This window comes from Lentzea sp. HUAS TT2, from assembly GCF_051853195.1.
Taxonomy (GTDB): Bacteria; Actinomycetota; Actinomycetes; order Mycobacteriales; family Pseudonocardiaceae; genus Lentzea.
The window spans coordinates 6,814,356-6,836,694 of record NZ_CP196667.1; the positions used below are offsets into that span (position 1 = coordinate 6,814,356).

22 protein-coding genes are annotated in these 22,339 nt (G+C 69.8%); 11 read left to right on the forward strand and 11 right to left on the reverse strand.

What is annotated here, in order from left to right; translation table 11 throughout:
- Positions 1-38: 38 nt before the first annotated feature.
- Entirely contained in the window at positions 39-626 is a 588-nt protein-coding gene (locus ACSHWB_RS32850) for a helix-turn-helix domain-containing protein (RefSeq protein ID WP_439657162.1), read from the forward strand.
- Here ACSHWB_RS32850 and ACSHWB_RS32855 read toward each other — a convergent pair.
- Positions 613-1,830, reverse strand: a complete 1,218-nt coding sequence (locus ACSHWB_RS32855; protein ID WP_439657163.1) for an MFS transporter — start codon at positions 1,828-1,830, stop codon at positions 613-615. The two genes, ACSHWB_RS32850 and ACSHWB_RS32855, sit on opposite strands and share 14 nt — an antisense overlap.
- A 126-nt stretch (positions 1,831-1,956) precedes the next feature.
- Between ACSHWB_RS32855 and ACSHWB_RS32860 the strand changes: the two genes are divergently transcribed.
- Positions 1,957-2,610: a winged helix-turn-helix transcriptional regulator gene (locus tag ACSHWB_RS32860; protein WP_439657164.1), complete on the forward strand. Its 654-nt coding sequence runs from the start codon at positions 1,957-1,959 to the stop codon at positions 2,608-2,610.
- Here the strand turns inward: ACSHWB_RS32860 and ACSHWB_RS32865 are convergent.
- Positions 2,588-2,737 (reverse strand): hypothetical protein, encoded by a 150-nt coding sequence (locus ACSHWB_RS32865; RefSeq protein WP_439657165.1) that lies wholly within the window; start codon positions 2,735-2,737, stop codon positions 2,588-2,590. The two genes, ACSHWB_RS32860 and ACSHWB_RS32865, sit on opposite strands and share 23 nt — an antisense overlap.
- Before the next feature lie 324 nt (positions 2,738-3,061).
- Between ACSHWB_RS32865 and ACSHWB_RS32870 the strand changes: the two genes are divergently transcribed.
- Genes ACSHWB_RS32870 through ACSHWB_RS32895 form a run of 6 tightly spaced genes read left to right on the forward strand, consistent with a single transcriptional unit; the run spans position 3,062 to position 6,836 of the window.
- Positions 3,062-4,045, forward strand: coding sequence for a HAMP domain-containing sensor histidine kinase (locus ACSHWB_RS32870; RefSeq protein WP_439657166.1), 984 nt, complete (start codon positions 3,062-3,064; stop codon positions 4,043-4,045).
- Positions 4,042-4,689 carry a response regulator gene (locus tag ACSHWB_RS32875; protein WP_439657167.1) on the forward strand — a complete coding sequence of 216 codons (648 nt, stop codon included), beginning with the start codon at positions 4,042-4,044 and terminating at the stop codon, positions 4,687-4,689. Before ACSHWB_RS32870 ends, ACSHWB_RS32875 begins: the two co-directional genes overlap by 4 nt.
- Before the next feature lie 9 nt (positions 4,690-4,698).
- Positions 4,699-5,172: a cation:proton antiporter regulatory subunit gene (locus tag ACSHWB_RS32880; protein ID WP_439657168.1), complete on the forward strand. Its 474-nt coding sequence runs from the start codon at positions 4,699-4,701 to the stop codon at positions 5,170-5,172.
- Between the two features lie 4 nt (positions 5,173-5,176).
- A complete protein-coding gene (locus ACSHWB_RS32885; RefSeq protein WP_439657169.1) occupies positions 5,177-6,352 on the forward strand; it encodes a cation:proton antiporter in 1,176 nt (391 codons plus the stop codon).
- Positions 6,349-6,651: a hypothetical protein gene (locus tag ACSHWB_RS32890; RefSeq protein WP_439657170.1), complete on the forward strand. Its 303-nt coding sequence runs from the start codon at positions 6,349-6,351 to the stop codon at positions 6,649-6,651. Before ACSHWB_RS32885 ends, ACSHWB_RS32890 begins: the two co-directional genes overlap by 4 nt.
- Before the next feature lie 20 nt (positions 6,652-6,671).
- A complete protein-coding gene (locus ACSHWB_RS32895) occupies positions 6,672-6,836 on the forward strand; it encodes a hypothetical protein (RefSeq protein ID WP_439657171.1) in 165 nt (54 codons plus the stop codon).
- On the opposite strand, the gene ACSHWB_RS32900 is transcribed toward ACSHWB_RS32895, so the two are convergent.
- Genes ACSHWB_RS32900 through ACSHWB_RS32910 form a run of 3 tightly spaced genes read right to left on the reverse strand, consistent with a single transcriptional unit; the run spans position 6,818 to position 10,866 of the window.
- A complete protein-coding gene (locus ACSHWB_RS32900) occupies positions 6,818-8,164 on the reverse strand; it encodes a carboxyl transferase domain-containing protein (protein ID WP_439657172.1) in 1,347 nt (448 codons plus the stop codon). The two genes, ACSHWB_RS32895 and ACSHWB_RS32900, sit on opposite strands and share 19 nt — an antisense overlap.
- Positions 8,148-9,554, reverse strand: a complete 1,407-nt coding sequence (locus tag ACSHWB_RS32905; protein ID WP_439657173.1) for an acyl-CoA synthetase — start codon at positions 9,552-9,554, stop codon at positions 8,148-8,150. Before ACSHWB_RS32905 ends, ACSHWB_RS32900 begins: the two co-directional genes overlap by 17 nt.
- Positions 9,555-9,558: 4 nt before the next feature.
- Complete coding sequence (locus ACSHWB_RS32910; RefSeq protein ID WP_439657174.1) at positions 9,559-10,866, reverse strand: SLC13 family permease; 1,308 nt, start codon at positions 10,864-10,866, stop codon at positions 9,559-9,561.
- 145 nt (positions 10,867-11,011) lie between these two features.
- On the opposite strand from ACSHWB_RS32910, the gene ACSHWB_RS32915 reads away from it, so the two are divergent.
- Positions 11,012-11,713 (forward strand): FadR/GntR family transcriptional regulator, encoded by a 702-nt coding sequence (locus ACSHWB_RS32915; protein WP_439657175.1) that lies wholly within the window; start codon positions 11,012-11,014, stop codon positions 11,711-11,713.
- Here ACSHWB_RS32915 and ACSHWB_RS32920 read toward each other — a convergent pair.
- Both ACSHWB_RS32920 and ACSHWB_RS32925 read right to left on the reverse strand, forming a co-directional pair.
- On the reverse strand, positions 11,691-14,675 hold the full coding sequence (locus ACSHWB_RS32920; protein ID WP_439657176.1) for a TIM-barrel domain-containing protein: 2,985 nt from the start codon (positions 14,673-14,675) through the stop codon (positions 11,691-11,693). The two genes, ACSHWB_RS32915 and ACSHWB_RS32920, sit on opposite strands and share 23 nt — an antisense overlap.
- Before the next feature lie 96 nt (positions 14,676-14,771).
- Entirely contained in the window at positions 14,772-15,377 is a 606-nt protein-coding gene (locus ACSHWB_RS32925) for a dihydrofolate reductase family protein (RefSeq protein ID WP_439657177.1), read from the reverse strand.
- A 75-nt stretch (positions 15,378-15,452) separates the two neighbouring features.
- Here ACSHWB_RS32925 and ACSHWB_RS32930 point away from each other — a divergent pair, with 75 nt between their 5' ends.
- Complete coding sequence (locus ACSHWB_RS32930; protein ID WP_439657178.1) at positions 15,453-16,316, forward strand: LysR family transcriptional regulator; 864 nt, start codon at positions 15,453-15,455, stop codon at positions 16,314-16,316.
- Here the strand turns inward: ACSHWB_RS32930 and ACSHWB_RS32935 are convergent.
- Complete coding sequence (locus ACSHWB_RS32935; RefSeq protein WP_439657179.1) at positions 16,306-16,854, reverse strand: DUF1062 domain-containing protein; 549 nt, start codon at positions 16,852-16,854, stop codon at positions 16,306-16,308. The genes ACSHWB_RS32930 and ACSHWB_RS32935 overlap by 11 nt on opposite strands.
- A gap of 130 nt (positions 16,855-16,984) precedes the next feature.
- Positions 16,985-18,916: an FAD-dependent oxidoreductase gene (locus tag ACSHWB_RS32940; RefSeq protein ID WP_439657180.1), complete on the reverse strand. Its 1,932-nt coding sequence runs from the start codon at positions 18,914-18,916 to the stop codon at positions 16,985-16,987.
- A 223-nt stretch (positions 18,917-19,139) separates the two neighbouring features.
- On the opposite strand from ACSHWB_RS32940, the gene ACSHWB_RS32945 reads away from it, so the two are divergent.
- Entirely contained in the window at positions 19,140-20,753 is a 1,614-nt protein-coding gene (locus tag ACSHWB_RS32945; RefSeq protein ID WP_439664714.1) for a GMC oxidoreductase, read from the forward strand.
- A gap of 19 nt (positions 20,754-20,772) precedes the next feature.
- Here ACSHWB_RS32945 and ACSHWB_RS32950 read toward each other — a convergent pair whose 3' ends face one another.
- Together ACSHWB_RS32950 and ACSHWB_RS32955 are read right to left on the reverse strand one after the other, a co-directional pair.
- The gene (locus tag ACSHWB_RS32950) at positions 20,773-21,252 is read right to left on the reverse strand and encodes a carboxymuconolactone decarboxylase family protein (protein WP_439657181.1); all 480 of its coding nucleotides are present in this window, start codon (positions 21,250-21,252) and stop codon (positions 20,773-20,775) included.
- A complete protein-coding gene (locus ACSHWB_RS32955; RefSeq protein WP_439657182.1) occupies positions 21,249-22,328 on the reverse strand; it encodes an NAD(P)H-dependent amine dehydrogenase family protein in 1,080 nt (359 codons plus the stop codon). The genes ACSHWB_RS32950 and ACSHWB_RS32955 overlap by 4 nt, the downstream gene beginning before the upstream one ends.
- Positions 22,329-22,339 lie beyond the last annotated feature (11 nt).

The window sequence follows — 22,339 nt, forward strand, 5'->3', positions numbered from 1 at the left end:
CTGGCACGAAAACTTGCCAGTGTGGCAAGCTCGGGCCCGTGAACCGCGAAACCGAGGACGTTCTCGACGGGGTGGGCGCGCGGCTGCGGACGTTGCGCCGGCACCGCGGCATCACGCTGGCCGACCTGGCGACGACGACGGGGATCTCGGAGAGCACCCTGTCGCGGCTGGAGAGCGGGCAGCGCCGGGCGACCCTGGAGCTGCTGCTACCGCTGTCGCGCACCTACGACGTGCCGCTGGACGACCTCGTCGGCGCCCCGCGGACCGGCGACCCGCGCATCCACCTCAAGCCGATCAACAAGTACGGCATGACGTTCGTGCCGTTGTCGCGGCGGCCGGGCGGGGTGCAGTCGTTCAAGATGCTCATCCCCGCCGTGCCGGTGCCGTTGAAGCCCGCTCTGAAGACGCACGACGGGTTCGAGTGGCTCTACGTCCTGAACGGACGGTTGCGGCTGGTGCTCGACGACCTCGACCTGACGTTGCCGCCGGGTGAGGCCGCCGAGTTCGACACCGCGAAACCGCACTGGCTGGGCAGCGCGGACGGCGGCGCGGTCGAGCTGCTGATCCTGTTCGATCCGCAGGGGGTCCGCACGCACGTCCAGGCCGACAAGATCACTTCCGGTTGAGGCGGACCATCGCGACCACGCTGACCAGCGCCACGATCGCGACGACGACCCCGTAGCCGATCGCCATGGTCGTCGGGCCGACGACGCCGACGAGCAGTCCCGCGATGATCGCCGAGCTGCCCATCGCGAGATAGCCGACGAAGAAGATCGCGGTGAACAGCCCCGCGCGTTCGTGCGGCGCGACCTCGGGCACGAGCCCGCGGGTGGTGCCGGCGAACGAGGCGCCGATCCCGCTGCCGCCGACGATCGCGGCCGCCCAGAGCAGGGGCAGCGAGGTGGTGCCGATGCTGGCGATGAACAGGACGGCGCCCGCGACCATCGCGAGCGTGCCACCGAGCCGGAGCCTCGGTGCCCTGACCCCGCTGCTGAACGCCGAGGCCACAGTGGACGCTCCGAGCGCGACGAAGGCCAGCAGTGAACCGACGATCGGGCTCTTCACGGCGAACACGGCGACCAGCAGCGCGGGCACGAGTCCCATGAACGCCGTCATCGTCATGAACCCGCCGACGATGCCGGGAACCGAGGTCCAGTAGAGCCTGCGCACCTGGACGGGCAGCGAGATGCGGGGGTTGAGCGAGGCGATCGCGCCCGGCTTGCGCGTCGCGGTCTCCGGCGTGAAGACCGCGAAGATCGTCCCGGCCGCCATCACCACGGCGAGCACGAACCACACGTCGAACGCGGCGTTGGACGAGAACTCGGCCAGCACGCCCGCGAAGAGCGCGCCGATCGCGAGCCCGCCCAGCGGCGCCATGCTCGTCATCTGGGCGCCGAGCTTCTTGAACCGCTCCGGCGCAAGCTCGACAACCGCGGCACTGAGCGCACTGGACGCCGCACCGGTGGCGACACCCTGCACGACCCGTGCGGCGATGACCCAGCCGATGCTCGGCGCGACCAGGAACATCAGCATCGCGACGAGGTCGATCCCGAGCGCGGCGATCATGAGCGGCCGCCGCCCGATGTGGTCCGACAGCGACCCGATCACCAGGATCGCCACCAGCAACGAGAACGCGTAGACGCCGAACGCGAGCGTCAGCACCCACGGCGCGAAGCCCCATTGGTGCTGGTAGACGGGCAGCAGGGGCGTTGGCGCCCCGGCCGCCACCAGGATCGCGACCATCGCGGCCGAGATGCCCGCGAAGCCCACGCCGCGTGACAGGAACGGCCGGCGCGCGGCCGTCTCGGTGCGATCGAGCAGTGCGGTCATCGCACGTCCTTCAGGTTCGGGAGTTTTCGGCAGTGCGGCCGACAGTAGGCAGCACGCTTGCTTTTTGCAAGTGAGCTTTGCATCACGCAGTTGGCTGCTCGACGACAAGCTTGCTACGGTTGCCGTGTGAAGCGACGTGACTTCGGCCAGTACTGCGGCCTCGCCCGCGCGCTGGAACTCGTCGGCGAGCGGTGGGCGTTGCTGATCGTGCGCAACCTCATGGTGCGGCCGCGCAGGTACACGGAGCTGCAGACGGGCCTGGCGGGCATCCCGACGAACGTGCTGGCCACCCGCCTCAAGGAACTCGAACAGACCGGCATCGTCGAGCGCCAGGTAGCCCCCGCGCCACAACGGGGCGTCGTCTACGCCCTGACCGACGCGGGCCGCTCCCTGGAACCGGCGATGCTGTCCCTGGCCCGCTGGGGCGCCACGCAACTCGGCGATCCGCAACCGGGCGACGTCGTCTCGCCGGAGGGCGTCGTGCTGAACATGCGCGCCGTGTTCCAGCATGCGGAAGCCGCCGGCCTCACCGCGGCCTGGGAGATCCACGTCCGCGACGTGGTGGCACACGCGGTGGTCACCGACGGCTCACTGGCGGCTGGCCTCGGCCCGTCCCCGGTCAAGCCCGGCCTGGTCATCACCCCGAAGCTCGCCGACGACCAGCTGGCGTCCTACCGCGCGATCATGACGGCGATGCGGGACGGCGTGGTGGAGCTGGAGGGGGAGCGCGAGCTGCTCGGGACGTTCCTGCGGGTGTTCACGATCCCGCGGCCGGCCTGAGGGCCACCGAGCCCGTCAGGAGTAGTCCGGCGGCAACCAGCAGGGCGTGCGGGACCAGCAGACCTGCTGCGATGAGTGCTAGCGCGATCACGTGGAACGGCCAGGTCTTTCGGCGAGTGGTGGTCATCGGGCGCCTCCCAGCTGGGGGTTGAGGGCGTCTGGTCTCACCATGCGTCAGGCAGGTGGGGGATGGCGATCCGTCCTGGCACTCAACCTGGGAGTGGTGTGGGCGGCGGTTGGCGGCGATCGTGAGTGCTGGCACCCGGCCTGGCCTTCCAGCGCGCCCGAACGCCCCGCCACCACCTACGCGACCCACGTCACTTCCCCGACGTGACGGTCCCCACCCCACGCCCTCGCGCACCCCGCCGACCGGCGCACCTGCCCCACCCCCGCGAACATGGGTGTTGCCACGGATGGACACGTGGCGCCCTCGCCCGTCAGCCTCGCAGGCGTGGCGGGAAGTGATCACGGAGAGGCGGCGCGTGTGTCGTTGTTCGGGCGGATCTTCCTGCTCAACGCCCTGGTCCTGGCAGCAGCCGCGGCTCTGCTGGTGTTCGGGCCCGCGACGGTGTCCACGCCGGCACTGCTGCGCGAGGTGCTCGTGCTGGCGGCCGGGCTGGTGGTGATGCTGATCGCGAACGCCGTGCTGATCAGGGTGGGGCTCGCGCCGCTCGGCAGGCTCACGCGGGCGATGACCACGATCGACCTGCTCAAGCCGGGGCCCCGGTTGCCGGCGAAGGGGCACGGGGAGATCGCCGAGCTGATCACGACGTTCAACAGCATGATCGACCGGCTGGAGGCCGAGCGCGGGTTCAGCTCGGCCATCGCGCTGTCCGCGCAGGAGGCGGAGCGGCGTCGGGTGGCGCAGGAGTTGCACGACGAGGTCGGGCAGTCGCTGACGGCGGTGTTGCTGAGCCTCAAACGGGTCGCGGACCAGTCGCCGCAGGAGACGCGCGAGGAACTGCTGCAGGTGCAGGAGACCACGCGCAGCACGCTCGACGAGATCCGCCGCATCGCGCGCAGGCTCAGGCCGGGTGTGCTGGAGGAACTCGGGCTGGTCAGCGCGCTCAAGGCCCTCACCAGGGAGATCGGCGAGCCGGCCGGGCTCACGATCAAGCGGTCGTTCGACAAGAACCTGCCCGCGCTGGACGCCGAGACGGAGCTGGTCGTCTACCGCGTCGCGCAGGAAGGCCTCACCAACACGGTTCGTCACGCGAACGCCGACGAGATCGAGCTCAGCCTGACCGCACGGACGTCCGAAGTGGAGCTGCGACTGCGCGACAACGGCAGGGGGATCGGCAGCAGCCAGGAGGGTGCGGGCATCCGGGGCATGCGGGAGCGGGCGCTGCTGGTCGGTGCCGAGCTCGCGGTCGGGCCTGCCAGGACGGGCACCGAGGTCCGGCTCGTCGTGAAGGCCAAGGGGGAGGGCGAATGACCGTGCGCATCCTGCTCGCGGACGACCACGCGCTCGTGCGCCGCGGCGTCCGGATGATCCTGGACAACGAACCCGACCTCGAGGTCGTCGGTGAGGCCGGTGACGGGGCCGAGGCGATCAGCAAGGCCAAGAAGGAACTGCCGGACCTGGCGATCCTCGACATCGCCATGCCGCGGCTGACCGGGCTGCAGGCCGCGCGCGAACTGTCGCGCATCCAGCCGGACCTGCGGATCCTCATCCTCACGATGTACGACAACGAGCAGTACTTCTTCGAGGCGCTCAAGGCCGGCGCGTCCGGGTACGTGCTGAAGTCCGTCGCCGACCGCGACCTCGTGGAGGCGTGCCGCAGTGCCATGCGCGGCGAGCCGTTCCTCTACCCCGGCGCGGTGAACTCGCTGATCCGCAACTACCTCGACCGCGCCAAGGAGGGCAACGGCTTCCCCGCCAAGGCGATCACCGACCGCGAGGAGGAGATCCTCAAGCTGGTCGCGGAGGGCCACTCCTCCAAGGAGATCGCGGACATGCTCGTGATCAGCGTCAAGACCGTCGAGCGGCACCGGGCCAACCTGCTGCAGAAACTCGGGCTGAAGGACCGCCTCGAACTCACCCGGTACGCGATCCGCGCCGGGCTCATCGAACCCTAGGACACTCGAGTGAACGTCGAAGTGACGCCCCTGCCCGGCATAGGGGTCAGGCAGGACTTCTCCATCCGTTCCGGCCGCCGGATCGGCGTGATCTCCTACCGCGACGGGAAGTTCGAGCTCATCCTGTCCAAACAGGACGACCCGGACGCCACCGCCGCGTCGATCCCGCTGGCGCCGGAGGAGGCGGGCACGCTGGCCGGGCTGCTCGGGGCGCCGCAGCTCGTCACGCAGCTCGCGCGGCAGCACGCCGACATCACCGGGATCACCACACGTCAGCTGCCGGTCACCGCGTTCGCGGCCCGCACGCTCGGCGACACGGCGCTGCGCACCCGCACCGGCGCGTCCATCGTCGCGGTCGTGCGTGCGGGCCACGCGCATCCGTCGCCAGGGCCCGAGTTCCTGTTCGAGAACGGCGACCTCGCGGTCGTCGTCGGCACCGCGGACGGTCTCGATGCCGCCGCGGACATCCTGACGGGCGGCTGAGCCAGTGCACGACACCACGATCGCGCTGATCCAGCTGGGTGCGGTCTTCTTCGGACTGGGCCTGCTCGGCCGCCTCGCCTGGAGATTCGGCATCTCGCCGATCCCGCTCTACCTCGTCGGCGGTCTCGCGTTCGGCTCCGGCGGGCTGATCCCGTTGCACGGCATCGAGAACTTCACCCACCTCGCCAGCGAGATCGGCGTGGTGCTGCTCCTGTTGCTGCTGGGGCTCGAGTACTCGGCGTCCGAACTGACCACCGGTCTGAAGAAGTCGTGGATGGCCGGCGTCCTCGACATCGTGCTCAACGCGGCACCCGGCGCGATCGTCGCGCTCATGCTCGGCTGGGGCACGGTCGGCGCGCTCGCGATGGCCGGCGTCACCTACATCTCGTCGTCCGGCATCATCGCCAAGGTCCTGGGCGACCTCGGCCGGCTCGGCAACCGCGAGACGCCGGTGATCCTCTCGGTGCTGGTGTTCGAGGACCTGGCGATGGCCGTCTACCTGCCGGTGCTCACGGCCGTGCTCGCGGGCGTCAGCTTCGTCGGCGGGCTCACGTCGGTCGGCATCTCGCTGCTCGCGATCACCGTGGTCCTGGTGGTGGCGCTGAAGTACGGCAGGGTCATCTCGGCCATCGTGGACAGTCCCGACCACGAGGTGTTCCTGCTCAAGCTCCTGGGTTCCGCGCTGCTGGTCGCCGGCATCGCCTCGGAGCTGCAGGTGTCCGCCGCGGTCGGCGCGTTCCTGCTGGGCATCGCGATCTCCGGCTCCACGGCTGAGAACGCGACGCGCCTGCTGGAGCCGCTGCGAGACCTGTTCGCCGCGATGTTCTTCGTGGTCTTCGGCCTGAACACCGACCCGCGCTCGATCCCGCCCGTGCTGGGCATGGCGGTGCTGCTGGCCGTGATCACCACGATCACGAAGGTCGCGACGGGCTGGTGGGCGGCGCGCAGACAGGGCATCGGCCCGATGGGCCGTGCCCGCACCGGTGCCGCCCTGGTGGCGCGTGGCGAGTTCTCCATCGTCATCGCCGGTCTCGCGGTCGCGTCCGGTCACGTGAGCGAGCAGCTGGCCGCGCTCGCCACCGCGTACGTGCTGCTGATGGCGATCATCGGCCCGATCGCGGCACGGTACGTGGAACCGGTCGGCGAGTTCTTCCTGCGCAGGCGGGCAGCGGCTCAGTGAGGTGGCCGGCACTCCTGCTGGCCCTGCTGCTGGCGTTCGTCGGCACGAGCACCCGTGACGGTGCGGCCGACCAGCAGGGATCGGGGCTCAACGCCCCGGTCTCGGTCGTCCACGTGCACACGACGGCGTCGCCGGACATCTGCTGGGCGCTGCTCGGTGCCGCGACCGGCCCGTGCCCACCGCAGGGACGGGCAACGGTCGTCGTCGCGGCCGCGCAGAGCGTCGAGGGAACGACGGCAGGTCATCGGTCGAGCCGGGCACCGCCTCACGCGGTCGCTTCCGGCTACCCGAACCCCTGACCGACCCCTGAGGACCTCACATGTCGTATGTCGTACTGGTGTTGCTCGTCGTGTCCGTGCTCGCCGGTCTGGGCGCGCTGGCCGCGATGGTGCGGAAGAAGGAGCCGTTCTACGGCGTCGTCGGACTCGTGACGATCTGCGTCCCGAGTTCGCTTCTGGCGTTCCTCTACCTGGCCGTGGCCTGATCAGCGGACTGGTCGAGCTGGGCGATCCCCAGCGCCACCCCCAGCTCGACCAGGTCCTGCGGCCGCAGCCGCAGTTCCTCCGCCGTCTGCCGCGCCCGCCCCGGATCCCGTTTCAGGATCGCGTTCGCGAGCTCCGGTGAGATCACCGCGAAGTAGCTGTCCGGTGTCACCCACATCCGGTCCGGCGCGGCGAACGCCAGCGCGCCGCCGGATCCACCCTCGCCGATCACCAGCGTCGTCACCGGCACGCGCGCGGCCGCGATCGCGGTGAACAGGTCGGCGATCGCCGCGCCCACCCCTGCCTTCTCGGCGGCCGCGTCGTTGGCCGCGCCCGGTGTGTCCACGAGCGTCAGCACCGGTACGCCCAGCCGGTCCGCCAGCCGGACGAGACGGGCTGCCGTGCGGAATCCGGCGGGCCGCGTCGCCGTGCCGCACTGCGCCGCGTACGCGATGGTCTGCCCGTCGCGGTGCCCGAACCCGCACAGCACACCGGGATCGACGCCACCGGCACGGTCGCCGTTGACCGGCTCGTGCCAGTCGAAGTAGGAGGCCAGGTACTGCTTGGCGCGCGGACGTCCCAGCGTGCGGGCGCGCACCACCGCGACCCAGCCGGTCTTCGGCAATGTCGTCTGGCCCAACGCCGCCGGCACGGGCGCGGCGTCGCCGCCGGTCGTGGTGAGCAGCCGCAGCCAGCGCTCCAGCCTGCCGCGCAACTCCTCCGGCGGCATGAGCTGGTCGACCAGACCGGCCGCGAACTGTTGCGTCACCGAGTATCCCGGCGGACGAACCCGTGACCCGGCGAACCCGACCTGCGCGCCACGCAGGCCCAGCACGACGTCCGCGCCCGCCCCGAGCGTCGCCCAGCCGCCGCCGGTGGTCGGGTCGCGCAGCACGGAGACGTGGGGCAGCCCGGCCTCGCGGGTGAGCGTGATCTGCCGGGCGATCCTGGGCAGCTGCAGCAACGCGGGCGTGCCCTCCTGCATGCGGCTGCCGCCGGTCGCGACGAGCGAGACCACGGGCAGGCGGCGTTCGCGGGCATGCGTGAAGGCCCGCTCGATGCGGGCGCCGGTGCGGGTTCCCAGCGAACCGCCGAGGAACCCGAACTCGAACGCCACCACCACGGTCGTGATGCCACCGATCTCCGCGACGCCGCAGACGACGGACTCTCGTTCACCGGTGGCGGCGGCCGCCTGCGCGAGCTGGTCGCCGTAGCCGGGCCAGCCCAGCGGTCCGTCCACTGCGGACGGTCCCTGGTCGTCCGGCAGCTCCGCGAACGACGAGGCCAGCCGCCCGATCAGCTCGCGGGCGGGCTCACGTCCGCAGAGCACGCTTCATCACCTTGCCCATGTCGTTGCGCGGCAGGGACTCCACGAACCGCACCACCCGAGGCCGCTTGTGCGGGGTGAGCAGCCGCGCCACGTGGTCGGCGAGCTCGTCCGCCGGAGGTTCCGCCCCTGCGGGCACCACCCAGGCGACGATCCGTTCGCCCAGGTCGTCGTCGGGCTCGCCGGTCACCGCGACCTCCTTGACGCCGGGGTGTTCCAGCAGGGCGTTCTCGATCTCGCCCGCGCCGATCTTGTAGCCGCCGCTCTTGATGATGTCGGTGGCCTTGCGCCCGACGATGCGGAAGTAGCCGTCCTCGTCCCGCGTGCCGACGTCACCGGTGCGGAACCAGCCGTCCGCGAACGCCTCCGCGGTGGCGTCGGGCCGGTTGAGGTACTCGGTGAACAGGTTCGGCCCGCGCACCTGGATCTCGCCGATCGCACCGACGTCGTCCAGCGTGAGGCCGGCGTCGTCGACCAGCCGCACCTCGACACCGGGCAGCGGCACGCCGACCGCACCCGGCCTGCGGTCGCCGTCCGCGCGGACACTGGTGTTCATCAGCGTCTCGGTCATCCCGTACCGCTCGACCACGCGCTGCCCGGTCGCGGCGGCGATCCGTTCGTGGTCGCGCACCGGCAGGGCCGCCGAGCCCGACACCAGCAACCGCGCCCCGCTCAACGCGTTGGCGAGCTCGAGGTCGCCGCCGACCTCCTCCGCGATGCGGTGGTACATGGTCGGAACGCCGAACATCATCGTGGCGTCGCCGTCCAGCGCCTCCACCACCGCCTCGGTGGAGAACTTGCCGAGGTGGTGCAGCGTGCCCTCCCGTCGCAACGGGCCGAGCACGCCGAGGATCAGCCCGTGCACGTGGAACAACGGCAACGCGTGCACCAGTACGTCGGACGAGGTCCACTCCCAGGCCTGCGCGACCGCGTCCAGAGTGGACACGATCGCCCGGCGCGGCAGCACGACGCCCTTCGGCGCCCCGGTCGTGCCGGAGGTGTAGACGATCAGCGCGGGAGCCTCGTCGCCCGGATCGGCGAACGGCTCGAAGTCACCTCTGTCGAGCGTGACGTCGAGGCGCGGCACCGAGTCCAGTCCGGACGGGAGCCGCACGCCGGGCGCCGCCAGCACCGCGGCAGGCGCGCTGTCGGCGACGATGTGCGCGAGCTCCCGTTCGCCGACCTTGGGGTTGAGCGGCACGGCGGGCACCCCGGCGAGCAGGGCGGCGACCACCGCGACGCACGTCTCCAGTGAAGACGTCGCCCACACCGCCACCCGAGGCAGGCCGGACAGCTGCTGTGCCAGCGCTCCGGCGCAGGCGGCCAGTTCGGAGTGGGTGAGGGTGCGGTCGCCGAAGCGGAGTGCGACGCGGTCTGACTTCAGGGCGAACATCGACTCACCAGATTCCCGGGACGACGAGGGCGAGCCAGACCAGCGGCGGCGCCGCCGCGACCATGATCCCGCCGTAGACCATCAGCTGCTTGAAGAACTTGTCGCGGTCGACGTCCTGCGCACCGGCCAGCACCAGGGCGCCGTTGGTGGAGAACGGACTCACGTCGACCACGGTCGCCGACACCGCCAGCGCCGCGATCAGGCCGATCGCGCTGACCTCGCCCTGCAGCAGGAACGGCACGGCCAGCGGGATCAGCGCGCCCATGATGCCGACCGACGAGGCGAACGCGGACACGATCGCGCCGATGTAGCAGATCAGGAGAGCGGCCAGCAGGGGAGCGCCGACGCTCGCGACCGAGTCGCCGGCCCACTTGATCGTGCCCATCGTCTGCAGCACGGCGACGTAGGTGAGGATGCCGCAGATCAGCAGCACGGTCGGCCAGGTGATCTGGGTGATCGCCTGCTTCGAGGTCTCCGGCCACACCACGCTGAGCAGCACGGCCACCGTGATCGCGGCGAGGCCGACGTCGAGGTCGAACACCAGCGCCGCCACGACGAGCGCGGCCAGGCCGAGCAGGGTCGCGATGCGCGGCGCGGTCAGGGCGACGCGCTCCTCGACCTGTTCACCGCCGTCGTCGCCGACTCCGCCACCGAGACTGTCGTCGCCCCCACCGGTGCGGACCGCCACCGGAGCGTCCAGCGGCTGCCGCGCGAGCTTCATGCCGCCCAGCACCACGAACACCACGACGGCGATCAGCAGGTTCACCACGAGGCTGGCCAGGAACAGCACGATCTCGTTGCCCGGCAGGCCCTCCTTGGCCACGATGCCGTTGACGATCGTGCCGTAGATGCTGATGGGGGAGAACCCGCCGGCCTGCGCGCCGTGCACGACCATCACGCCCATCAGCAGCGGGCTGATCCTGTACTTGGCCGCGAACCCCATCGCGATCGGCGCCACGATCGCGACCGCCGCCGGGCTCACCGCGCCGATCGCCGTCAGCACGCCGGTGATCGCGAACATCACCCACGGCATCAACGCGATCCGCCCGCCGACCAAGCGGATCGCCCTGTGCACCAGCCAGTCCGTGGTGCCGTTGGCTCGGGCGATGGCGAACAGGAACGTCACCCCGACCAGCACGACGAACAACGAGCCGGGGAAACCTTTGAAGATGTCGTCGGTCTTCATGTCCGCCACGAGCGTGCCGACCCCGAAGGCCGCGGCGAAGGCGAGCGCACCCATGTTGATCGACCTGGTCGTGGCGATCACGAACACCACGACCAGCACGAGTATCGAGATCAGTTCGGCGGACATGCAGGGCTCCCGTCGTTGGGGCTGTCCGGATGGGCGGCCAGAGCTGGCTCAGTGGCCGAGTGGTTCAGCCACTTTCCGCCCACTGTCCAGCAGCTGTCAAGAGGTGGCCTAGTGGCTGAGCCACTTGACCGGTTATCCTGGGACGATGTCCGAGGCACTGCGGCCCATGGTCAAGTCCCGCCTGTACGAGCAGGTGCTCGAACGCCTGCGCGCGCACGTGGTCGAGGCAGGCCTGAGCGCGGGGGACAAGCTGCCCGCCGAACGCGACCTCGCGGCGAGCCTCGGCGTGAGCCGCGCGTCGATCAAGCAGGCGATCGTGGTGCTGGAGGTCCAGGGCCTGGTCGAGGCCCGGCACGGCGGCGGCACCTACCTGGTCCGCGACACCCTCGACGTCGAACCGGTCGAGCGGCTCGTCGAACGCCGCAAGCGCCTCCCCGAGGTGCTGGAGGCCCGCGAGGCCCTGGAGACCAAGCTCGCCGAGCTCGCCGCCGAACGCCGCACCGACGCCGAGCTGGAGACCATCCGCGCCGCACTGGACTTCATGCGCGACGAGATCGCCGCGGGCGACAACGGCGTGGAAGGGGATCGCCGCTTCCACGCCGCCGTCACCGCCGCCGCCCACAGCTCGCTGCTCGCCGAGTTCATGAAGACCATCGCCGAGCAGATCACCGAGAGCCGCACCGAGTCGCTGCGCCAGCCGGGGCGCCCGTCCCGGTCACTGGCGCAGCACACTGCGATCTACGAGGCCATCGCCGCGGGGGACGCGAAGAAGGCCGCCGCGGCGATGCGCAAGCACGTGCGCACCGTCGCGAAGGTCAGGCTGCTCACCTGGGTGCCCGAAGACTGACCACCGCGGGCGAGTTGCGCGCCTGCACGACGTGGCTGGTCCCGTCCGCCTTGTGCACGACGAACTTCCAGTCCCGCTTGGTCACCTTGCCGGACAGCAGCACGATCGTGTCGCCGTGCTGGATGATCCGGGTGCGCCCGCCGTCCTCGTAGAGCGTGAACTCGCCCTTGGCGCCGGCCGTCACGTGCACGGTCAGCGGGCCGGTCTTGTTCTGGACGTCGTTCGCCACGTCGGCACTGCGTTCGACCAGCATGCCGCCCGCGCGCAGGAACACCGGCATGGTGTCCCAGCCCGCGCTGACCGTCGCCCAGGTGTTGCCCTGGTAGACCTTTCCGGTGAAGTAGTCGGTCCACTGGCCGGGCGGGAACCAGACCCGCGTCTCGCCCACGTCGCCGGGCGTGGTGATCGGCGCGACCAGCAGGTCCGGCCCGAGCAGGAACTGGCTGTCCACTGTGGAGTACGCCTCCGGGCTGCCCGGGTAGTCCAGATAGGCCGGACGCACCAGCGGCACACCCGTTCGCTGAGCCTGCTCCGCCACCGAGTAGATGTACGGGACGAGCCGCTCCCGCAGGTTCAGGAACTTCGTCGCCGACGCCTGCGCGGCCGGGCCGTACTGCCACGGCAACCGGTCGCTGTGGTTGCTGTGCAGCCGGGTGATGGGCTGGAACGCGCCCAGCTGCACCCACCGCGCGTACATGTCGTCCGGCATCTTGGTGGTGTAGCGGACCTGGCCGTTGTCCAGGTACTGCTCCGATCCGCGCAGCCCGGTGGTGTCGTTGTGGCCGCCGATGTCGTGGCTGATGTTCGACATGCCGGTCGCCACGCCCTCGGCCGAGGTGTAGCCGATCGTCGCCTTCAGCGTGCCCCACGTCGACGACGTGTCGCCGGTGAAGTGCAGGGTGGTGCGCTTCTCCGCCCACGGCCCCGTCGGCAACGGTCCCGAGCCGCTGTACCCGCCCGCCTGCAACGAGCCGAACCCGCGCGAGAACGCGAACGAGCCGATCTTCGAGTACTGCTCGTTGATCCACGTGTCCGGCGTGACCCCGCGCACCGACGAACCCGAGCCGTCACAGCACCAGTCGAGCCACCAGAAGTCGGTCGGCATCTTCTGGTGCAGCTCCAGGTAGGCCCGCAGCTGGTCGGGGTCGCCCCAGTCGAACATGTAGCAGTCCGCGCAGGAACCCTTGGCCAGCTTGCCCTTCGCGGTCGCCTGCGCCCGCGCGAAGTCCGGGTCGCTGCCCTGGATGCTCGGGTGGATGTTCAGCGTGCTGTGCAGGCCCTCGCCGTGCGCCCAGTCGAGGAAGCCCTGCGGGTCGGGGAACTTCGCCCGGTCCATCTGCCAGCCGTTCCAGGTGTTGCCCGCCTTGAAGTCGGTGTCGACCACCAGGACGTCCAGCGGCACACCGTGCTGGCGGAACGCCGGCAGGATGCGGTCGCGGAAGTCGGCGGCGGTCCGGTCGATGTACTCGGAGTACCAGACGCCGTAAGCCCAGCGCGGCAACAGCTTCGGCCCGCCGGTCAACGCGGTGAGATCACCGAGCGCGGCCTTGTAGTTCTGGCCGTAGCCGAACACGTAACCGTCCTGGTACGGCTGCGCGCCCCGGTCCGCGCGCGGGGTTCCGTTGCGCAGAGCGGAAGTCGTGTCGTCCAGCAGGTACCAGCCGTCGCGGTACATCAGACCCGGGGTCAGCTGGGGATCACCGTTGTTGCCGGTGTAGCCGTCGAGCGAACGCCGGTAGCCGCCCAGCGCCAGGTGCTGCGAGGACGTGGAGATCCCGAGGGTGTCCAGGTTGACGTGGCAGCCGGTGTCCGGGCACGTCACGGTGAGGTCGGAACTGCCCGCGGGCAACGAGACCTGCGCCGTCGCCGTACCCCACGTGGCCCAGTTCGCCGTCGTGGGCAGGGTGATCGCCTGCCCGTTGAGCAGGACGGTCCGCGGTTCGTGCTTGCCGTCGCCGCCGACACCGTTGGCGTAGCGCACCGTCACCGGGTACGTGCCCGCCGCCGGCACGCTGGTGACGCGCTGGCTCAGCCGCGTGCCGCCGACGAGCTCGGCGACGAACCCCGTGCCCGCGAACCCCGCGTGCTCGGCGGCGATCTTGGCCGCGCCGCCCAGCACGCCGTTCTCGGCCTCGCAGCTCGTGCCGAACCGGCAGTCGTCCACCGCCCTCGCGCTGGGATAGGCCTGGTCGCCGGTGAGCAGGGCCAGGCTGTCGACGTTGACGTTGCCCGAGTCGGCGGCACCGCGCGTCAGCGAGATGCGGTGCTCACCCGCGGCCAGGTCGACGTCGGTGGAGACCTGCTGCCAGGAGTCCCAGTTCGCCGTCCTGGGGAGGGTGATCTGCCGCGGCGCCTGCCCGTCGACCGAGAGCCCGAGAGTGCGGCTCTCGTACTTGCCGTCGCCGCCCTGCCCGTTCGCGTACTTCACGACGACCCGGTGCCTGCCCGCACTCGAGGCGCGCACGGTCGCCGTGATCCCGGTGTTCTTGTACGAGAACCCGGCGGCGAAGCCGGCACCGGTGCTGCCGGCGTGGTCCGACGCCACCAGCAGGCCCTCGCGCTGCGTGTCCTCGGCCTCGCACAGCTGCCCGGTCGCACAGACCACCCGCCGCCACGGGGACGCGGTCGTGCCGGCCGTCTTCAGTTCGAGGTTGTCCGCGCGGAACGGCCCGGAGCCCACGCGGTAGCGCAGGGTCAGCGCCGAGGTGGTGATGGTCAGCCAGCCGTCGGCGACCCGTGAGGTGTAGGCCGTGCTGGGGAACGTGCGGTTTACAACGTTGTAAGTGGCCTGGTTCTCAAAGGCGTTGTTCCCGGCGAACTCGGACCGGATGAGGGTGGGGGAGAGGATCTGGAACCTGGCCTGCCCGGAGATGACCGTGCCGTTCGGCTGGGCGGTCGCGGGGGCGGGCAGGGCCAGGCTCAGCAGGGCTAGCAGAGGGACGATCGTCGTGCGTTTCCGCATTCGTGCTCCTCGTCTGACGCCGTCGGCTTCCGAGGTGTTCAGGTACCTGAACCTTCCTCACCTTGGCGTGACCTTGTGGAGCGATCAAGACGCCAATCAGCGCACGACCCGATACGTCAGATGCGTGAAGCCGGTGCCCGCGCGGGAGTCGACCTGCTCCAGGTTCAGTCCGGGAACGCCGTCGAACAGCCGCGTGCCTGCCCCGAGCGTGATCGGCACGATCCGCAGCCGCAGCTCGTCCACCAGGCCCGCCGTCAGGTACTGGTTGACGGTGGAGGCGCCGCCGTGGATGGAGATGTTGCCGTCCCCCGCCGCCTCGCGGGCGAGCTCGAACGCCGCTGCGATGCCCTCGGTCACGAAGTGGAACGTCGTACCGCCCTCCATCGGCTGCGGCTCGCGCGGGTGGTGGGTGAGCACGTAGACCGGCGCGTGGTAGGGCGGGTTGTCGCCCCACCAGCCGTTCCACGCGCGGTCCCAGGGTCCGCGGACCGGGCCGAACATGTTGCGCCCCATGATGAACGCCTTCGTCTCGGCCAGACGGTCCAGCTGCCACCTCTGCTCGGCGGGGTCCTCGAACCACGCGTGGAGCTCGCTGCCCCAGCCGTCGCCGCCGTCGTCCCCGAACGGCCGCTCCTCGGTCTGGCCGTGCCCGGCCGAGTACCCGTCGAGGGAGATCGAGAGATCACACGTCACCTTGGTCATGAACCCCAGCCTGGACCGGCCGATCCATGACGTCCAATGCCAAAAGGACGCCGTTCTCATTGATAACCTTGATGGATGCTGAGCCTGGTGCACCTCGAGGTGCTGGCGGCGGTGGCCCGGTGCGGCTCGGTGACCGAGGCCGCCAGACAGCTGCACTACTCCCAGCCGTCGGTGAGCCATCACCTGTCGAGGCTGGAGGCGGCCACGGGTGTGCAGCTCCTGCAACGGGCAGGGCGCGGGATCCGCCTGACACCGGAGGGGCAGCTGCTGGCCGCCCGTGCGGCCGAGATCGTGGGCCGGGTCGACGCCGCCACGACCGAGCTCGCCGCCCAGGCCGGTCTGCGGGCGGGACGGGTCCGGCTCGCCGCCAACGCGTCCGCCGCCGCCACGATCGTCCCGAGGGTGGCCGCGGCACTGGCGGAGAAGCATCCCGGCCTGGAGCTGAGCCTGTTCGAACGGCACCCGGTCGAGGCGTTGCGGATGCTGCGGCACGGCGAGATCGACGTCGCCGTGGTGTTCCGGCACGCCGGCACCCCGGTCGAGGAGGGCTTCCGGTTCGTCCACCTCGGTGACGACCCGATCCACCTGATCAGCAGGCAGCCGGACGACAGCCTCGCGAACCACCGGAGCTCCGCGTGGATCGGCGGCTGCGACGCGTGCCAGGAGGAGCTGGAGAACCTGTGCCGCAGCGAGGACTTCGCACCCCGCGTCTCCTCGCACAGTGACGACATGGTGGTCGTCCAGGCCCTCGTCGCGGCCGGGGCAGGTGTCGCGATCCTGCCAGGGCTGGGACTGCAGGCCCATCGGCGGCCGGACGTCCACGCCACCGAGCTGAAGGGCTTCCACCGCGAGATCCACGCGGCCACGTACGGCGACCCGCCCGATCCTCCGGGCGTGGCCGCCGTACTGGCCGCACTGACGGGAGCGCTCAGCGCTTGAGCGTGAAGGTGAAGTCGCCGGAGACCTTGCCGTTCAGCCGGATCGCCGACACGACCTTCCCCTCCCCGATCAGTCGTTCGACCTCGGCGCGTGACAGCCCGCACGCGTCCGCGATCAGCCGCACCGGCCGAAGCGGGATCCGTGCCGCGAACCGCACCGCCACGTCGATCACCTCCTGGTCCAGGTGACCCGACCCGCCGGTGTCGAGCCGCCAGGCGCCGTCCCAGTCGAGCGAGACGCGGTTGCGGTGCTGCAGAACGGGATCCTGCAGCAGCTCGGGGACGAGCGCCGGGTCGTTGGCGTGCAGCCGGTCCAGCAGCGCCGGCCGGACGGTGCGGACGTGGGCCCGTTCGAAGATCGTGAGCTTGGCCGTGTCCCCGCATCCCGTGCAGAGGACGAGGAGCCAGGCGTCGAGGACCTTGTGGTTGGCGTTGACGCGGAACTTGCCGCTCGCCCGGAAGCGGTCGGCGGAGCACACGTGACAACGGCGGCGGACGAGCGGAAGACAGGTGGGCACGACAGCCCAGGTGATGAGCACAGCAGGACACCGATCGGTGAGAAGACCGCAGCAAGAGGAGCGCGGCGCTCAAGAACGCGTCGCGCAACAGAAACCAAGTGCTTGGGGAGGTCTCACACGGTGTACAACGGCACGTCCCAGCCTCGACGACTCAGTCAGGCAGGAAGGTAGCGGCCCCGGCCGGTGTCGATCCATTCAATTTCGGCAGGGTCGCGGCACCGAGCACGGTCTCCAGCTGCTCCCACCTCGTCACGAGGTCCGAGAGCATCAGCATCATCACGTCGGGGAACGCGTACAGGAAGCTCTGATAGCGGTAGTGGTCGAGGTAGAACACCACGACGTCGTCGGTCACCGCCGTCACGGACGTGGTGCGGGCGTTGAAGAACATGTCGTAGTGGCCGAGCAGTCCGCCGCGGCCGAGCACCGACCGTTCGTAGATGCCGCCGAAGTCGATCTCGACCTGCCCGGACGCCACCAGGAACACGCCGTGCGCCTCGTCGTCCTCGTGGAAGAGCGTCTCGCCTGCCGTGTAGGGGATCTCGTCGAACATCGACGCGAGCGTCTCCAGCTCGGAGTCCGCCAGCGCGGCGAACAGCCGCACGCCGTGGGGATCGACGCTCTCGCGCAGGCACGCCACGCGTTCGGTGAGCTCGGCCGCGGTGATGTGGTTCATCCGCATCCGCACGAACCGCAGCATCCGGTCGGTGTTGCGCGACTGGGCGCGGGACTTCCCGGCGCTGGGCGGGGTGTAGAGGTCCTGTTCGCCGCTGATCCGCGCGGCCTCGCGACGGCCGGACTCGTAGGCGCTGTGCACACAGCCCCAGTGGTAGGGGTTCGTGCCCTCGCCGGCGAAGAACAGCCTGTCGCCGACCGGTTCGGCGAGCGTCGCGATGTCCTTGGACGAAGAGCCGACGCCGATGCACGTGTAGGAACCCAGCGCGTACGGATCGGCGGACCACGTGGTGCGCGAGACGCTGGCGGGAGCGGGAGCGTCCTCGCCGAAGAGGTCCTGGACGACCTCGGTGGCGTACGCCGAGACGGTGTCTTGGGACCAGGTCTCCATCTCGCGGCCGAGTGAGGCGCCGAGCAGCATCACCAGGATCGGCTTGCCGTGCGACTTCCACATGCTGATCACGACGGTGGGGTAGCGATCGGTGTCCCGGCACAGGTAACCGAACACGTACTGGTCGGTGGGCCAGAACGGTTCGTCGTAGTGCAGCGCGATCTTGTTGAGCGTGCCGAAGCCGAGCCGGGCGATCGCGGCCAGCTTGGGTTCCGGCAGGGGCGGGGAGAACTCGACGACACCGGCCTTCAACACCCCGAGCGGCAACGTGACGAGCACCTTGTCCGCCTCGAACACTCCCTGCTCCGTGGTCACGCGTCCTTCCTCGACGCGCGTGACCACGTGGCCCAGCCGGACGTCGAGGCCTTCGGCCAGAGCGTCCACAACGGACTGATAGCCCTGGTGCAACGTGCTGTCGCCGTAGCCGTAGACGAGATAGCCCTCTTCCCAGTGCTTCAAGGAGAGCTTGCCGGGATCCTCCGCCGCGTCCTCGCGCAGGATCACGTTGAGGTGGTACCGCACGGCCTGTTCGTCCTCTGGGGACAGCCGGCGTTCGGCGAGGACCTGCGCCATCGCCTCGCCCAGCGGGACGTCCGGGTGGTCGGCCTTGCGCGCCACGGCCGCGCGGCGCTCCAGTTCGTGCAGGACCTCGTCGGCCAGTTCGAGGGTGCGGCTCTTGTGGCGGTGGCTGATCGCCCGCCGGTCGGCCCCGAACAGGTCGAGGCTGTCGAACCCTCCGGTGTAGGCGCTGTCCCCGCCCACGTAGCTGTACGGGATGCCCAGGTCCTCGACCAGCTCGGTGATCGGGTTGCCGTCCGTGCCGTGGATCCAGTGCGCGCCCAGGTCGACCCCGTGCTCGTCGGTCCAGATCCGGCCGCCGACCCGGTCGCGGGCCTCCAACACGGTCACGGGATGGCCCAGCTCGCGCAACGCCCGTGCCGCGGTCAGGCCGGACACTCCCGCTCCCACCACCAGGACGCTCGCTCTCGCGTCCTCACCACCATCAGATACCGAGGGCATCGCTCGATTGTCGGGCGACCATGCGTGTCCGAACATTCCCGGATCGTGTGGTCGTACTGGGCCGTACGGGTTGTGGGAGTGACCCGTGAATCTCGTGGTCAAGACGCTCACCTGCGGCGCGCACCTGGGCGAACCGGGACTACCAGGTAGTGACTTGATCTACAACCGCCGGTATAACTTGTTCTCATGCGCCCACAGTGAGGAAGATCACATGACCCACACAATGACGTGTGACAACGGTTTCGAGGGTCCTTCACGACGTTCGTTCATAGCTGGAACAGGTTCTATTCTTGGAGCTGTCGCCCTCGGAGGCGTCACTCCGGTGGCACGGGCGGCGGCGTCGATCGCGGACGCGGCCGTCATACCCGCCCTGGTGATCGGCACCGGCTACGGCGGGAGTGTGGCGGCCCTGCGGCTCGCCCAGGCCGGTGTCGACGTCCACATGGTCGAGATGGGCATGGCGTGGGACACCCCCGGCACGGACGGGAAGATCTTCGCCAACACCACGACCCCGGATCAGCGGTCCTTCTGGCTGCGCACCAAGACGAAGCAGCCGCTGAGCAACTTCCTGGGCTTCCCGATCGACAAGGCGATCCCGCGCTACACCGGCGTTCTCGACGCGGAGGAGTTCGCCGGCATCACCGTCTACCAGGGACGCGGCGTCGGTGGCGGCTCGCTCGTCAACGGCGGCATGGCCGTCACGCCGAAACGCGAGAACTTCGGCGACGTGCTGCCGACGGTGAATCCCGACGAGATGTACAACACCTACTACCCGCGGGCCAACGCCGAGCTCGGCGTGAACATGATCAGGGCCGCCTGGTTCGACACGACCGACGCCTACCAGTACGCGCGGGTCGGCCGGAAGCACGCCCAGCGGTCGAACTTCCCGTACGTGTTCGTGCCCACCGTGTACGACTGGAACTACATGGAGCAGGAGGCGGCGGGCACGGTCCCGAAGTCGGCGTTGGTGGGGGAGATCCTCTACGGCAACAACTACGGCAAGAAGTCGTTGCAGAAGACCTATCTCTCCAAGGTCAGGGCGACCGGGCGCGTCACCATCTCGCCGCTGCACCGGGTGGTCGACGTCGTGCCCGCGACGGGTGGCTACAAGGTCACCATCGAGCAGCTGAACACCAACGGCGACCCGATCGCGGTCAAGGAGGTGACCGCGGCGAAGGTGTTCTTCGCGGCGGGCAGCGTCGGGACGAGCAAGCTCCTGGTCAAGCTCAAGGCCACGGGTGCGCTGCCGAACCTGAACGGGGAGGTCGGCAAGGGCTGGGGCGACAACGGCAACGTCATGTGCGGCCGGGCGAACCACCTGTGGGACCCGACCGGCGCGCTGCAGTCGTCCATCCCGACCCTGGGCATCGACAACTGGGCTGCCGGTGGCGCGTTCGCCGAGGTGGCACCACTGCCGACCGGGATCGAGACCTACGCGTCGTTCTACCTGTCGATCACGAAGACCCCGAACCGCGCGCAGTTCACCTGGAACGCCGCCGCGGGCAAGGTCGACCTGAACTGGCAGACCGCGTGGAAGAGCGTCTCGATCAACGCCGCGAAGACCATCTTCGACAAGATCAACTCAAAGGAGGGGACGATCTACCGGACCGACCTCTTCGGCGTCTACAAGATCTGGGGCGACCACCTGACCTATCACCCGCTCGGCGGCGCGATCCTGAACAAGGCCACCGACAACTACGGGCGCCTGCACGGATATCCCGGTCTCTACGTCATGGACGGGTCGCTGATTCCCGGCAGCACCGTGGTGAACCCGTTCGTCACGATCACGGCGCTGGCCGAGAGGAACATCGAGAAGATCATCGCGACCGATCTCTGAGCTGTCGCGTGTGGACTGTTCAGAACTTCGGCAGCACGCACATGGCGTCGAGGCCGAACACCCGGTTCAACCTGCCGAAGACGAGCCAGGCCCCGATGCTCATCGTGAGCTCCACGATCTCCACCTGACTGTAGTGCGCGGTCATGCGGGTCCAGAACTCGTCGTCGAGACCGTGGTGATCCAGTGCGTACCGCTCGGCGTACTCCGCGGCCAGCCTCGCCCGGTCGTCGAAGGCGTCGGTGGTGCGCCACTGGGTCACCGCGTCGATGAAGTCGTCCTCGACCTTCACGCCGTCGCGTTCGGTCCGCCAGTCGAGGCAGAACATGCAGCCGTTGATCTGCGCGATCCGCAGCCGCGCCGCCTCGAACTCGCGCAGCCCCAGCGTGGTGTGCTGGTACACGGCCAGCGAGAGGTTCGCGGCGGAGATCCCGATGCCCGGCACCAGCTCGCCCCACACGTACCCGATGGGGTCCTTGCCCTCGGGGATGTCGATGTTCACGGCTTGCTCCTTCCGAGCTTGCCCGCGACGGGACGCAACGGGACGTCGAGCGCGTCGTAGAGGCCGGGCTCCGCAGCCGCCAGCCAGTCGATGGCGTTGACGATGCGGCCGACCGCCGTGGCGTTGCCGCCGGCGGACCGGTTCTCACCCTCGTCCACGGCCTCGACCGACACCTCGATCCGCGGCCGGCCCTCGATGATCACCTTGTGCGCGCCGTCGCCCGACGGCGGCATCGGCCAGTCCGTCGCGCACGAGTTGTGGATGCGCGTCACGTGTTCGATGACGATCAGCGGTTCGCCGTTGACGATTCCCTGCACCTCGAACCGGATCGCGCCCTGCGTGCCCTTCTCGAACTCGCCCATGGTGCGCGTCGTCACCGTCTCGTCCAGCGCGCGCCGGTCGACGGTCTCGCGGATCTCCTCGATCTCGGCGCCCAGTGCCCGCGCCATCAACCGGATCTGCCCGCCCCAGATCATGGTGGGCACCGTCGCCATGATCATCGGTGCCTGGTAGTCGAGCGGCTGTCCGAACCCGATCAGCCAGCGCACCGCGTCTGGCTGGTCGTAGGTCGAGTAGTCGAAGATCTCCTGGCAGCGCACGGCGTCGATCTGGCTGCCGAGCCCGCTGACCATCAACGGCAGCACGTCGTTGCCCCAGCCGGGGTCGACGCCGGAGACGAACAGCGAGCCGCCGCCCTCCGCGATGGCGGCTAGAACCGGTTCTCGCAACTCCGGCGGCGCGCTGCGGTGGTCGTAGAGCGCGTAGAGCGAGGGCGTGACGACGACGGCGCCCGCCCTGATCGCCTTCGTGATGTCGGCGAGCGCGTCGTCGGGGCGGATGTCGCCCGACGCGGCGTACACGACCGCGCGCGGACTCGCGGCCAGCACCGCGTCGATGTCGGTGGTGGCCGCGACCCCGAGTTCGTGGTCCAGCCCGGCGAGATCGCCCGCGTCCCGGCCTTCTTTCTCCGGGTTGTGGACGATCACGGCAGTCAGCTTCAGTCCCGGATGGGCCTCGACGGCGCGAATCGCGGCTCGGCCTACGTTTCCGGTGCCCCACACCACTGTGGCGATCATGCGGGTAGCGT